This is a genomic window from Pediococcus damnosus (assembly GCF_001611155.1).
GTDB classification, from domain to species: Bacteria; Bacillota; Bacilli; order Lactobacillales; family Lactobacillaceae; genus Pediococcus; species Pediococcus damnosus.
On record NZ_CP012294.1, the window covers coordinates 2,075,403 to 2,089,995 of the forward strand.

The 14,593-nt window shown below is 37.6% G+C and carries 12 protein-coding genes; all 12 read right to left on the minus strand.

The window, feature by feature from the left end; all coding sequences use genetic code 11:
• Positions 1-99: 99 nt before the first annotated feature.
• Positions 100-2,334, minus strand: coding sequence for a RelA/SpoT family protein (locus ADU73_RS09755; protein ID WP_062913436.1), 2,235 nt, complete (start codon positions 2,332-2,334; stop codon positions 100-102).
• A gap of 91 nt (positions 2,335-2,425) precedes the next feature.
• Entirely contained in the window at positions 2,426-2,752 is a 327-nt protein-coding gene (locus ADU73_RS09760; protein WP_046870778.1) for a hypothetical protein, read from the minus strand.
• A 42-nt stretch (positions 2,753-2,794) separates the two neighbouring features.
• A complete protein-coding gene (locus ADU73_RS09765) occupies positions 2,795-3,538 on the minus strand; it encodes a 16S rRNA (uracil(1498)-N(3))-methyltransferase (protein ID WP_046870779.1) in 744 nt (247 codons plus the stop codon).
• A gap of 221 nt (positions 3,539-3,759) precedes the next feature.
• A complete protein-coding gene (gene prmA / locus ADU73_RS09770; RefSeq protein ID WP_062913437.1) occupies positions 3,760-4,710 on the minus strand; it encodes a 50S ribosomal protein L11 methyltransferase in 951 nt (316 codons plus the stop codon).
• 16 nt (positions 4,711-4,726) lie between these two features.
• Positions 4,727-5,374: a DNA-3-methyladenine glycosylase gene (locus tag ADU73_RS09775; protein WP_046870781.1), complete on the minus strand. Its 648-nt coding sequence runs from the start codon at positions 5,372-5,374 to the stop codon at positions 4,727-4,729.
• A 150-nt stretch (positions 5,375-5,524) separates the two neighbouring features.
• The gene (locus ADU73_RS09780) at positions 5,525-6,859 is read right to left on the minus strand and encodes a uracil-xanthine permease family protein (RefSeq protein WP_056986620.1); all 1,335 of its coding nucleotides are present in this window, start codon (positions 6,857-6,859) and stop codon (positions 5,525-5,527) included.
• A 254-nt stretch (positions 6,860-7,113) separates the two neighbouring features.
• Positions 7,114-7,419: a hypothetical protein gene (locus ADU73_RS09785; protein WP_063510341.1), complete on the minus strand. Its 306-nt coding sequence runs from the start codon at positions 7,417-7,419 to the stop codon at positions 7,114-7,116.
• Positions 7,420-7,612: 193 nt separating this feature from the next.
• Positions 7,613-9,451, minus strand: a complete 1,839-nt coding sequence (gene lepA, locus ADU73_RS09790) for a translation elongation factor 4 (RefSeq protein WP_046871985.1) — start codon at positions 9,449-9,451, stop codon at positions 7,613-7,615.
• A 203-nt stretch (positions 9,452-9,654) separates the two neighbouring features.
• Positions 9,655-10,809, minus strand: coding sequence for a molecular chaperone DnaJ (dnaJ, locus tag ADU73_RS09795; protein ID WP_046871984.1), 1,155 nt, complete (start codon positions 10,807-10,809; stop codon positions 9,655-9,657).
• A 107-nt stretch (positions 10,810-10,916) separates the two neighbouring features.
• Positions 10,917-12,791: a molecular chaperone DnaK gene (gene dnaK / locus ADU73_RS09800; protein WP_056986174.1), complete on the minus strand. Its 1,875-nt coding sequence runs from the start codon at positions 12,789-12,791 to the stop codon at positions 10,917-10,919.
• 24 nt (positions 12,792-12,815) lie between these two features.
• On the minus strand, positions 12,816-13,454 hold the full coding sequence (gene grpE, locus ADU73_RS09805) for a nucleotide exchange factor GrpE (protein WP_046871982.1): 639 nt from the start codon (positions 13,452-13,454) through the stop codon (positions 12,816-12,818).
• Between the two features lie 14 nt (positions 13,455-13,468).
• Positions 13,469-14,518, minus strand: a complete 1,050-nt coding sequence (hrcA, locus tag ADU73_RS09810; protein ID WP_046871981.1) for a heat-inducible transcriptional repressor HrcA — start codon at positions 14,516-14,518, stop codon at positions 13,469-13,471.
• Between the last annotated feature and the right edge of the window lie 75 nt (positions 14,519-14,593).

Sequence of the window (14,593 nt, forward strand, 5' to 3'; positions counted from 1 at the left end):
GCATTTCTCCATTCATAGCTAATGTTACAAAGAAAAAGCCCAAATTTTAAAGCAATTCGAAAGAATCGAACTACATTTGGAATTCAGGCCTTACTTTATTTAATGTGACGGACGTTCCACAACGTAGACGTCTTTCACGGTTTTCAAATTATCCATAATACGATTTAAATGTTCTAAATTACGAACACCAACGGTTAAACTAATCGTAACCATGCGATTATGGTCAACTTTGCCATTGACAGAATTCAAATAACGCGTTGTATTATTCACTTTTTTCAAAATATCATTCAGCATCCCATTTCGGTTATATCCTTGAACTTCCAGATCTGCCGAATAGTTATTATGGGAATCATTTGGATCTGCCCATTCCACGCCAATCAACCGTTCATCTTGATTTTCAGCGTGGATAACATTAGGACAGTCTTCCCGGTGAACTGAAACTCCATGGCCTTTGGTAATGTATCCGACGATAGGATCACCTGGAACTGGATTGCAGCAATGACTCAAACGAACCAAAAGATTATCAGCGCCCTCAATGATGACACCACTAGAAGAACTTTTCTTCTTGCGTTCTTTTTCAGTCTCATTTTCATTTGAAATCGTATGATGGTCCTCAAGAAGTTCCTTCTCTTCACGGCGCTTGCGATCCTCTTCTTGCTTAGCACGCACATCATCAGTTAAACGATTAGCAACCCCAGTAGGAGCCAAATCACCAAAGCCAACAGCCGCATACATATCATTAACTGAAGTGTAGTGCAATTTGGTTGCCACTTTTTCCAGCCTATCCGTTTCCAAGATAACAGTTGGATCAAACCCTGTTTGACGTAATTGATGTTCAATAGCTTCCCGGCCCTTTTCAACATTTTCAGATCGATCTTCTTGGCGGAAAAACTGTTTGATTTTATTACGTGCTCGTCTAGTCGAAACTAAATTAATCCAATCGCGACTTGGACCAACTGAATTAGCAGAAGTCAAAATATCAACAATATCGCCATTCTTGATCTTATAATCTAGTGGCACAATTTTGCCATTTACCTTAGCACCAGTTGCATGGTTCCCCACCTCAGTATGAATTGTATACGCCATATCAAGTGGACCAGAGCCCTTTGCTAGTTCAAAAACATCGCCTTTAGGAGTAAATGCATAAACCCGATCACCAAAGAGATCCCCTTTGACAGAATCCATAAAATCAGATGCATCTTTACTTTCATCCTGAAGTTCAACAATTTCCTTAAACCAGTTTAATTTATTGCCAGTATCACTTGATTCAACCTTATCAGTTTTACCTTCTTTATAGGCCCAGTGAGCGGCAACACCATATTCGGCAACCCGGTGCATCTCTTCAGTTCGGATCTGAACTTCTAAGGGTTTACCTTGAGGGCCAACAACCGTCGTGTGCAAAGATTGATACATATTAGCTTTAGGCATTGCAATATAATCTTTGAATCGACCAGGCATTGGTTTCCAACGGGTATGAATTGCACCTAACACCGCGTAACAATCCTTAATAGAATGAGTAATCACTCGAATAGCTAACAAATCATAAATTTGGCTGAACTGTTTATGCTGGTCAACCATTTTACGATAAATAGAATAAATATGTTTAGGACGTCCATAAATATCAACTTCCGTAATTTTTAGATCATCCAGAGCTTTCTTAATGTCCTTGATGGCTAAGGCAATGTATTCCTCACGTTGATCTCGGCGAGAATTCATTAGATGGGCAATTCGATAATATTGCTGGGGATTTAAATAACGTAATGAAATATCCTCTAGTTCCCATTTGATTGTACTGATACCTAAACGATCAGCAAGTGGCGCATAAATTTCCAATGTTTCATTTGCAATGCGTCGTTGCTTATCGGGACGAAGATGTTCCAAAGTTCGCATGTTATGGAGCCGATCTGCTAATTTAACAATAATTACCCGGATATCCTTAGACATTGCTAATAATAGTTTCCGGTGATTTTCAGCTAATTGTTCTTGATTAGATTTATAGCGGATTTTACTAATTTTTGAGACGCCATCCACAATAACCGCAACATCATGACCAAAAAGCTCTTCAATATCGCCTAATGTAATTAAGGTATCCTCAACTGTGTCGTGCAGGAAGCCAGCGCAAACTGTTTCGGGATCCATTTTTAGTTCTGCTAAAATGCCGGCAACTTGAATGGGATGCATAATATAAGGATCTCCCGATTGCCGATATTGATCCTGATGAACATAAGTTGCAAAATCACAAGCCTTTTGGACAAATGCGACGTGTTCTGCGTTCATATATTTCCGACACATATTTAAAACATCCTGAGCAGATAAAACGGGTTCTTGTGACATAATTTAGCCTCCTTTATAAAACTAGAGAACACAAAATCAAATCGATTGTGTGCTCTTTATTTAATCTATTAGTGATTAGTAAATTTGTAAGTTAACTTGTTAAGCCATATGCAATATAGCTAGTAGTCAAATAAATAATCACAAAATAATAACCATATTTCGGTAAGAAGAAGTACGCACCAATCATAAAGAAGATTGGAAATAGCCATATTAACAACCAATGTGCTCGGTTGGCCTTAATCAGAGAACCTAAAATGATGGCGGCTAGCGTGTTAATAATGATCAAAAACCAGAGATCAATAAAGACATGTGAAGCACTTGTAATATGTAAAACAAACGGTAGAAAGATGCCAAGTACAAAAGCGGCAGCCCAATATCGCCATTTTATTTTGTCAAAAAAGCTTAATGTTTTATTCAAATTGATCCCTCCAGTAAAGACTATCAAAGTATATTGCCAATTCTACCTCATTTCAGTAAAAACCGAAATAGCTGTTAAGAAATATAATGGCGCAGTTTCGGCTCGTAAAATTCGCGGCCCCAAACCAACGCTAACAAAACCAGCATCAGTTAAGGTACCAATCTCTGAAGTGGAAAGACCACCTTCTGGGCCAAAAAGAGCCAGTGCTTCGTCATTTGGTCGCATATTGGTAATTTGACGGTGTAATTGGGTATGTTCTCCTTGTTTGGCTGATTCTTCATAAGCAACAATTTTAAATTTTCCAGGCCATTGAACTAATTCCTTTAAACTAGAACAATAAGAAATTGTGGGAATATAAGCTCGATGTGACTGCTCGGCTGCACCTACAGCAACTTTCTGCAATCGTTCAATCTTTCGTGCCACTTTTGCAGTCGGCCATTTGGCAACTGAAAATTCAGTTGGTAAAAAAATGAAATGTCGGGCGCCCATTTCGGTTCCTTTCTGAACAATCGTTTCACTTTTTTCACCCTTAGATAATCCACAAGCAATGGTTACTTCTATCGGTAATTCTACAACATGTTTGAGCTGCTTGGTTGGAAGAACTTCTGCTGACTTTTCAGCGATCCTCTGAATTTTTCCAAGAAAAACCTGATGATTAGCAGCTACAAATTCAGCTTCTTCATTTTCTTTGGCTCGCATCACCCGAACTAAATGATGAAACGTATCACCACTCACCGAAAAAGGTTTTTGGAGTTGAATCGATTGATCTGTAAAATATCGCTGCATTTGATTTACTCCTGTTCATCTTTAATGTTTATTTTGCATCCGCAAAATCTTATTTTCACAACGGATGACCATCCTTACTATATTGCTAAAGCAATAAGTCGGACTGGCTCCTGTTCATGTTTAATGTTTATTTTGCATCCGCAAAATCTTATTTTCACAACGGATGACCATCCTACTTATATTTTAAAGCCTATTTTACCTCTGTAATACAAATAATGGTTTTATTTTTCATCGCGTGGTATTTGAGCTACTACTGCTCGCCAGTCTTTCATTTTTAAAATTTCGATCACTTTAAATTGTTCATCTTTAAGTGCTGAAATGATTGTTGGGAGTTTGTCCTTAATAATTCCAGATGTAATGAATAGGCCACCCGGTTTTAAACAAGTTTTTGCCTGAGGAACAAGTGGCACAATAATCTCTGCCAGAATATTTGCCACAATGATGTCAGCCTGTGCTTGAATTCCGGCCAACAAATCATTTGGTTGGATCTGAACATTTTTAACATCTGGATTTAATTTCAAATTTTCTATTGCAGAATCGACGGCAACCTGATCAAGATCATAAGCTTGGATTTTACTAGCGCCCATCTTGCTAGCCGCGATACTTAAAACTCCAGAGCCCGTGCCAACATCAATAATTTTTTCACCACCACGCATATACATTTCCAAAGCCTGTAAACATAATTTGGTAGTTGGATGAGTACCAGTTCCGAATGCCATTCCAGGGTCTAATTTTAAAATTTTTTCTTCTGGTAACGTTTTTTGATAACTTTCCCAACTTGGAACCACAGTTAAATATCGAGTCACCCTAACTGGATGATAGTATTTTTTCCATTCAGTTTGCCATTCAGTTTCTTCTAATGGTTTTTGGATAACCTTTCCAGCTCCTGGATCCAAGCCAAAATCGGTTAATTTTTTTACTTGAGATTCAATATTGAAAATGAGACTTTCAATGTCACTTGAAGATGCATAATAACCTGTAACCAAGGCACCACTTTCGATGTGAGGAATATCCTCTAAATCTAAAATTTCACCAAATTTACCAGCTCGTAAATTTTTATAGTCTTCAGCATCTTCAATTTTTACCCCATTTGATCCTGCATCTTCAAAAATGACACTTACAGCATCTACGGCTTCATTTGTAGTTTGTACGCTTAATTCAGTCCATTTCATTTATGCTAACTCCTTTTTATTTGTTATTTTCCCAGCCAAACTGCTTGAAATCAGCATCACGTTTGCGCATTTTTGAAACATACGGATTTCCCTTCACAAAATAACGGAGCAGTTCATTTGTCCAAATTCCCTTGTTAGGCACACCGACACGACCACTTTTTCTAATTTTTGTTGGCGTTAAAGGATTTTCTAGATCTAAACATAATGGTCCCTGATTTAAAAGGGTTCCTTTCAATGCTTTGGGAATGCCAAATGCCTGCATTAATTTTCCAGGTCCACTTGTTAATTCATAAATAGACTGAACTGGTCGGTTACTGCGAAAATCGGTCAGACCATCATGAGGTTGAACCGCTCGGATTAAAACACCCTGTGGATCATTTTCACCTTGCGTAATTAAATTAAGTAACAACTGCGTTCTCATCTGATAGATGTAAATTGTTCCAGCTTCATGATACAAAGGTTCGTTTTTGGGAGTTCGACGATTCTGAAATGCATGAGCTGCCTGATCCTTTACACCAACGTAAGCCTCATCTTCAACAATGTAAGCACTCATTAATTCATCAGCGCTTTTGAATGTAAGCTTTTTCCCCAATAATTCTTGTGCAATTTCAGAAGTTGGTCGTCCGGTTAAAAATTTTTGCACTTGTTTAAAACTAGTATCCATATTGGATCATCCAATCCCACTTAATTAGGTTATTTATCTCTCCATTTTACAGCTTTAAAATCATATAAAGCAAAAAGAATTTGAATAAATTTCTTCATTCAAATCCTTCTTTTGTTTATATGAATAATTCTATTTGGTTAGTTAGTATTTTTAAATCCGATTTTTCTTTTTTGACCTGTTTTCTTCAAATTCACGCTCACTAGCTGCCTTTTGCGGAAGAACCAAGTTTAGGGCAATACCTAGCACAGTTGCGACCGCCAAACCAGAGAATTGATACTGGCCAATTTGTAAGTAGGCATTTCCAATTCCAATAACCAAAATTGAAGATGCAATCATCAAATTTCGTTTGATATTAAAATCGATTTTTTCATCAATTAGTACCCGTAATCCGTTAGAAGCAATTGTCCCGAATAATAAGAAACTGATTCCACCGATCACTGGTGAAGGAATGCTTTGAATTAACGCGCTTAATTTACCGATAAAACTAAAGATAATCGCAAACATCCCGGCTCCAGCTAAGACATATACACTGTGTACTTTAGTAATGGCCAGAACACCAATATTTTCACCGTAACTCGTTACTGGAGGCCCACCAACAAGTCCAGCAATAATTGAAGCAGTTCCGTCACCGGCCAAAGTATGGTTTAAACCAGGATCAACAAAGAAATTTCGTTTGGTCAACTTGTTTAACACCATGATGTGACCCGTGTGTTCTGTCATGGTCACAAATGCAATCGGCGCTAAACTTAGAATCGCACCCCAGTAAAAATGGAAATGATATGTGACAAAGGGAATCTGAAATTTAGGCAGTGAGAACCAAGGTGCAGCCAGGACGCCACTAAAATCAACTATTCCCATTAATGTTGCCACCAGATATCCGACAACGATTCCTAACAGAATTGGAATTAAACTCACAAATCCTTTTAAGTACATGTTGAATCCGATTGTAACTAATAAGGTTATCAAAGCGACTGCGAAGTATCTCCAGTCATACGTTGTTTTACCTGAAGCTAAAGTCCGCATTGTAGCATCTGTTGCGGCCGTTCCTGCTAACGATAGACCGATGACCATAACAATTGGTCCAACCACAATGGGCGGCAAAATTTTGTTTATCCAATCAGATCCCACAAACGTTACAATTAAAGCAACCGTTAAGTAAACTAAACCTACCGCAACCGTTCCTTGAGCGATTCCGGGATATCCGGTTGTTTTCATAAGAGCAACCATTGGCACGATAAAAGAAAAACTTGATCCCATGTATGCAGGAATTTTCCCTTTGGTAATTAATATGTAAATCAGGGTTCCAACCCCAGAACTAAATAATGCAATCCCAGGGTTTAAACCTACTAGAATTGGAACTAACACGGTTGATCCAAACATTGCAAACAAATGTTGAATAGAAAGACCTATCCAGTGACCTAAAGTTGGTCGATCATGAATGTCTAACACAACATCATCATTATGGAATTCTTTTTCTTTTGCCATGTAAAACCCTCCTAAATATTAAAACCCCTTTGAGCTATGCGTACACTCAAAGGGGTTCAGAATAAGTAGATGGAGTTTATCTTTATTCTAGAATACCTTTGAGGTCTCACAGGACATCTTTAAAGGATTTGTTAAAGTTAAGATACACTATATTTTAGAAAACGTCAACTTTTTTGATAGTCAATGTTACGTTTCTAAACAAAAAACGCACCCGCCGAATCTTCGTTCAGACCAGTCAGCTGCGTTGCAAATCATTATTTTGTTGTAACCTTTTTTGAATCAACACTGTTTCGTTTAGTTGATGCTTTATCTGTAGTATCAACATGTTTTTTCAAATACTTAATTAACTCAGATTCATGCTTAAAAATACGTGGATGTTGTTGTTTGTGCATCCGTAAATCAATTTCGTGAATCTTAATTCGCCCAGTCCAAGTATGCGAATATTTGATAATTAAACGGTTATTCAATTCTTCTTTTCCAAACTTAAACACATAAACATTTTCAGGAGTCATTAATGGTCTGAAATAACGTTTTTCATATTTATATTTATTGGAGTTCATGAACTGTTTCGTTCGCTTTAAAATAACTAACACCTCCAAAAAATTGTTCAAAGCGTCTTAATCTCGTTTCTCGTTAATCATTATATTAAGCTATTATCAGTAAAAAGTAAACTAATCTGCTGAGATTACCTATTTCAAACTAATAATTAATACAATAAATACTATCTAATAAAGTCTATTACATAAATTTTACTTATTTGTCATCTTGTTCTGTATCAGTCTGCAAAACAGCCATGAAGGCTTCTTGCGGAATTTCCACTGTGCCAACTGACTTCATTCGCTTTTTCCCACGTTTCTGTTTGTCTAACAGCTTGGCTCTACGATCTGGATCACCCGTATGAATCTTAGACGTGACATCTTTTCGGTAAGCCTTGATATTAGTTCGTGAAATTATCTTCGCACCAATTGCGGCCTGAATTGGGATTTCAAAGTTTTGTCTTGGAATAATCTTCTTCAAACGTCCTGTAATTTCAATTGCGCGTTGTTTGGCAAAATCACGATGCGCAATGAAACTAAGGGCGTCCACCTTGCTACCGTTTAAAAGAATATCAATTTTAACTAAATCGCTTGGTCGGTAATCTTCCAATTCATAATCTAAAGATGCATAGCCATGGGTACTAGATTTAAGTTTATCAAAAAAGTCAAAAATAATTTCTGACAATGGTAAATAGTAAACCACATTAACCCGATATGTGTCTAAATAATCCATCGTGTCGAATACTCCTCGACGATGCTGACATAGTTCCATTACAGGTCCAACATAATCGTTAGGCACCATAATGGAAGCTTTTACGAATGGTTCCTTAACGCTCTTAATATTGGCTGCGTCTGGCATGTCAGAGGGATTTTCAACAACTTTTTCTCCACCATCTGTTAACTCAACGTGATACGTTACTGATGGCGCCGTGGTAATAAGGTCTAAATTAAACTCTCTTTCTAGTCTTTCTTGAATGACATCCATGTGTAGTAATCCCAAGAACCCACACCGAAATCCGAATCCTAATGCTTGTGATGATTCAGGTTCAAACTCGAGGGCAGCATCATTCAACTGTAATTTTTCTAAAGCTTCACGCAATTCATTGAACTTGGCATTATCGGTTGGATAGAGTCCTGCATAAACCATGGGACTCATTTCCCGATACCCATGGAGGGCTTCTTTCGCAGGTGTTTTGCTGCTAGTTACCGTATCACCAACTCGCGTATCCTTAATATCTTTGATGCTGGCCGTTAAATAACCCACATCACCAGACATTAAATAATCACGCTTGATTGGTTTAGGAGAGTTTACCCCTACTTCTGTAACTTCATATTCGGTTCCACTATTCATTAATCGAATGTGGTCTCCAGGTTTAACGGTACCTTCAAACAAACGCACACTCAAAACAACGCCACGATAGTCATCATATTTAGAGTCAAAAATTAAGGCTTTTAAAGGACCGTCTAAATCTCCAGTGGGTGCAGGAACTTTCGCAACTATTTGTTCTAAAAGTTCACCAATTCCAATTCCTTTTTTGGCACTCGTTAAAACAGCGTCAGAAGCATCCAATCCAATGACATCCTCAATTTCTTTTCGTACTTTTTCAGGATCTGCGGACGGAAGATCAATTTTATTAATTACAGGAACGATTTCAAGATCATCATCCAGTGCTAAGTAAACATTAGCAAGGGTTTGGGCCTCCACACCTTGAGCAGCATCCACCACTAAAACAGCTCCTTCACAAGCTGCAAGGCTTCGAGAAACTTCATATGAAAAGTCGACATGTCCGGGGGTATCAATTAAATGAAAAATGTACACTTCACCATTTTTTGCCGTGTAGTGTAATTCTACTGCATTTAATTTAATAGTAATTCCACGTTCACGCTCAAGATCCATTGAATCTAACAATTGGTCTTGCATATCTCGTTTAGCCACAGTATCGGTTAATTCCAAAATTCGATCTGCCAAAGTTGATTTTCCGTGATCAATATGGGCAACAATTGAGAAATTTCTAATATGCCGCTGACGATCTTTTAAATCTTTGTATTCTGGCATTTTATTCCTACTTTCATCAAACTTCATTTAACCTATTATAGCAACGTTTTACGACAATCTCAATTAATGGATTTTAAAGTTAGCTGAACCGTTCCTATCTTTAAAAAAAACAAAAACACGTTCCAAAGTAGTGATGCCAAATGCCCCAATTGAAAATTGGATTACTCGAATCGCTTATTACTTTTTTCCGCGTTTTCTATTTACTATTTAAATTTATCGAAGAAACCGCCTTTACCACTGCCTGAGACTTGTTCGCCACTAGCCTTGGCAAATGATTGCATAGCTTCCCGTTGCTCATGATTTAAGTTCTTAGGTGTTTTAATAATTACGGTAACTTGTTGGTCACCGTTACCATTTCCACGTAAACGCGGTGCTCCCTTGCCTCTTAAACGGAAGGTAGTCCCTGTTTGTGTTCCAGCAGGAACCTTCATCTTCACATCACCATGAACTGTTTTAACCTTAATCTCGTCACCAAGTGCTGCCTGAACAAATGTAATTGGCTGATCCAAATATATCTCTGCACCATCTCGTTTGAAGACTTTACTTGGGGCTACTCGGAAGATAATAAACAGATCACCATATCCACCTTGGTTGGAACCAGCTTCACCTTGTCCTTGTAGCCGCATTTGCTGACCATCTTCAACTCCAGCGGGTACAGTAACTTTAACCTCATGACGCTCATTAACACGTCCAGATCCTTGACAAGTTGGGCACTTCTCTTTAATTTCTTTCCCAGTTCCGTGGCAAACATCACAGACTTGTTGAGAAACCATGCGACCCAATGGTGTGTTTTGTGTAACTTGGATGTAACCAGCACCATGACACTTTGAACAGGTTTTTGGGGAAGTTCCTGGTTTTGCTCCCGTACCGTTACATGTATCACAGGTTGCTTCTCGATTATATTTAATGGTCGTCTTTTTCCCAAACACACCTTCCTCAAAGGTAAGATCCATTTGGTATTGTAAATCTTCTCCAGTTTGTGGTTGGTTTGGTTGAGCACTTCGTGTACGGCCACCACCGTTACCACCACCAAAGAATTGACTGAAAATATCATCAAAGCCGCCGCTGCTACCGCCAAAGCCACCGAAGTCGGAAGAATTAAATCCACCGCCACTTCCGCCGCCAAAGCCAGCATTTTCATCAGCAGAACCATATTGATCATAACGAGCACGCTTTTGGTCATCGCTTAAAACTTCATAAGCTTCATTAACGTCTTTAAACTTTTGTTCCGCGTCAGGGGCCTTGTTTAAATCAGGATGGTATTTCTTCGACAATTTACGATATGCTTTTTTTATTTCATCAGCAGATGCGTCTTTGGATACTCCCAGGATTTCATAGTAATCTTTATTCTCTGCCATTATGAACCTCCATTTTTATCAATAAACATAGAATATCACAGACTAAATGCAATAAAAAGCCAAAGTCCATTTTGACTTTGACTTTTTATTAACTATCAAGTAATTAATTACTTGTTTTTGTCTTTGTCAGGATCTACTTCTTCAAAGTCACCATCGACGGTTCCCTTATCATCTTTTTTACCAGATGTTGCAGAATCACCTTTACTGCTATCGGCTTTACCGCCCTTAGCTTTCTCCTTGTCTTGAGCCTGTTGATATAATTTAACTGAAAGGTCTTGAACAATCTTATTCAAGTCATCTTTCTTTGTCTTCATATCTTCGATGTTATTGTCTTTTTGTGCTTTCTTCAAAGCATCTTCAGCATCTTTAGCTTTTTTAATTTCTTCCTTGGATACTTTACCATCAAGCTCTTTAAGTGTCTTATCTGTTGTAAAGATTAATTGTTCAACCTCGTTTTTAAGATCAACTTCCTCTTTACGTTTCTTATCAGCATCGGCATTTTCTTTAGCTTCATTCATCATTCGATCGATTTCTTCGTCTGAAAGGCCCGAAGAACTCTTGATTGTGATCTTCTGATTCTTACCAGTTCCCTTATCAGTTGCGGAAACATTAACGATACCGTTTTTATCAATATCAAACTTAACTTCAATTTGTGGTACACCACGAGGTGCTGTAGGAATATCTGTTAATTGGAATCTCCCAAGTGTCTTGTCATCTGCAGCCATTGGTCTTTCACCTTGGAGCACATGAATGTCAACAGCTGGTTGATTATCAGCGGCAGTAGAGAAGACTTGTGACTTACTTGTAGGAATCGTTGTATTACGATCAATCAACTTAGTGAAGACGCCACCCATTGTTTCAATTCCTAATGACAATGGTGTGACATCAAGTAAAACAACATCCTTAACGTCACCAGTTAATACACCACCTTGAACTGCAGCACCAATAGCAACAGCTTCATCAGGGTTAATAGAATGGTTAGGCTCTTTACCTGTCCATTCCTTTACAGCTTCTTGGACAGCTGGAATACGTGTTGAACCACCATTAAGAATAACTTCGTCAAGATCACTGCTTGAAAGGCCAGCATCACGCAAAGCATTGTCTACAGGAGTCTTTGTACGTGCAACTAAGTCAGATGTCATTTCATCAAATTGGGCACGTGTTAAAGTTTTATCCAAATGTAATGGGCCATTAGCACCAGCAGAAATAAATGGTAAACTAATTTGTGCTTCATTAACACCAGATAAGTCTTTCTTAGCCTTTTCAGCAGCATCCTTTAAACGTTGTAATGCCATTTTGTCTTGAGAAAGATCGACACCATTTTCTTTTTTGAATTCAGATACTAACCAGTCGATGATCTTTTGATCAAAGTCATCACCACCAAGATGTGTATCACCATTTGTAGAAAGTACTTGGAAGACACCATCGCCTAATTCAAGAATAGAAACATCAAATGTACCACCGCCAAGATCATAAACTAAAACTTTTTCATCTTTATCTTTTTTATCTAGCCCATAAGCTAAAGCAGAAGCAGTTGGTTCATTAATAATCCGATCAACTTGTAATCCAGCAATTTTACCAGCATCTTTAGTAGCTTGTCGTTGAGAATCATCAAAGTATGCTGGAACAGTAATAACGGCCTTTTCAACTGTATCACCAAGATAATCTTCTGCATAATGTTTCAAATATTCCAAAATCATTGCAGAAATTTCTTGAGGTGTATATGTCTTACCATTTGCTGAAACAGTATAACCACTTTCACCAATATGACGTTTGATAGATACGATTGTGTCCGGGTTTGTAATTGCTTGTCGTTTGGCAACTTCACCAACTTGGGTTTCACCATTTTTAAAAGCTACAACTGAAGGTGTTGTACGATTACCTTCAGGATTTGTAATGATCTTTGGCTTATCGCCTTCGAGGACTGCAACTGCAGAATTTGTTGTTCCTAAATCAATTCCAATAATTTTATTACTTGCCATTTTAATTATCCTTCTTTATATTTTTTATTGTGCCACAACAACCATTGCTGGTCGTAAAACACGATCTTTTAACATATAACCTTTTTGTAAAACACTAACAACCTGATCTGCTTTTTTTCCATCTTCAGCAGCAACAGTTTGGACCGCCTGATGAATTTGAGGGTCAAAGGTTTGTCCCTCAGCCTTAATTTCAGTTACATTATGATCTTTAAGTGCTTTATTCATATGGTCATAAACCATTTGAATTCCCTTTTTCAATTGGATTCCACTCTCATCAGAAACCTTAATAGCCAAAGCACGTTCCAAATTGTCAATAACCGGAAGAATATCTTTAGCCAACTGCTGACCATCATATTTAACTAGTCCGGCTTGCTCTTTTTCGTTGCGTTTTTGAATGTTGGCAATTTCAGCCTTTGAACGAATATACTGATCAGTTATAGCATTAACTTTACCAGTCAACTCGGAAACTTGTGTTTGCAATTCTTCAATTTGTTGATTTGTTTTACTATGCTTTTTTAACTTTTTCCCTGGTTTATTCTTTTCTGATTTATTTTCTGATTCAACTGTAGCTTTTTTTGCTGACTTGTCTTTTGGGGCTTCCTCAGTTGAATTTACAGCTTCTTCATTTTTTTTAGTTTCTTTATTTTCTTTTTTTTCAGACACTACATTCACACCTCTCAAATATCATCAATATCGTGGTAATAATCTATTAATCGTTGCGCTAATTCCGTTCGAAACGCACCAACCAATCCAATCATTCTAGAATATGGCATACTAGTCGGTCCCAAAATTGCAATGACTCCCTTACCATGCTGATCTACATCATAAGTAGCTGTAATCAGGCTATAATTTTTTAACAAATTATTGGTGATTTCATTGCCAATTTGAACTTGGATGTTGTGATCTAATGATCCTCCTAATACACTAGCAAGATCTGTTGATCGTCCCATCAGTGAATATAACGATCGAATAGAGCTTGGATCTGGATGTTTTGAAAAATTCAAGAGATTTAAACGACCACCAACAAAGAAATGCTCTGTAGATGATTTTTTCAAAATTTCTTCAAAAACATCTAAAAATCCTTCTGGAGTCTCGATATACTTACCAACCTGAATAGGAATATCTGTCTCTAATCGCTTAAACACCTCACCTAAAGTTAATCCAACTAACTGATCATTAATAATTCGAATTACGGATTCTAATGCCTCTGGATTAACGTTTTTTGGTACTTTAAATGTTCGATTTTGTACGCTACCATTATCAGTAACTAAAATCGCCATAACTCGATGATTCCCAAGTGGTACTAATCGAAAACCTTCAAGTTTAGCATCCTTCAGTTCCGGTTTCACAGTAAAAGCAGTATAGCTAGTTAATTGGGAAAGCATGTCTGCAGATTCAGCAACAATATCATCAATTTCTTGAAACTGTTGATTAAACGAGGAACGAATTTTTCGCAAATCACTTGATTGAACCTTATCAGGTTTTAACAAATGATCTACATAATAACGATAGCCCTTAATTGAAGGAACTCGACCAGAAGATGAATGGGTCTTTTTAAGTAACCCCATTTCTTCTAGCGTCGCCATCTCGTTTCGAATTGTAGCCGAACTAACATGGATTGGTAATTTACTAACTAATGCCTTTGAACCAACCGGTTGTCCGTCGTCCGTGTAAATTTGAACGATTGCTTTCAAAATCAGTAACTCTCTATCTGTCAGCAAAACCATCACCTCTTTTAGCACTTAGCACATTGGAGTGCTAAGACACTATTAAAGATAACAAAGGTTCTTCAAAAAGTCAAC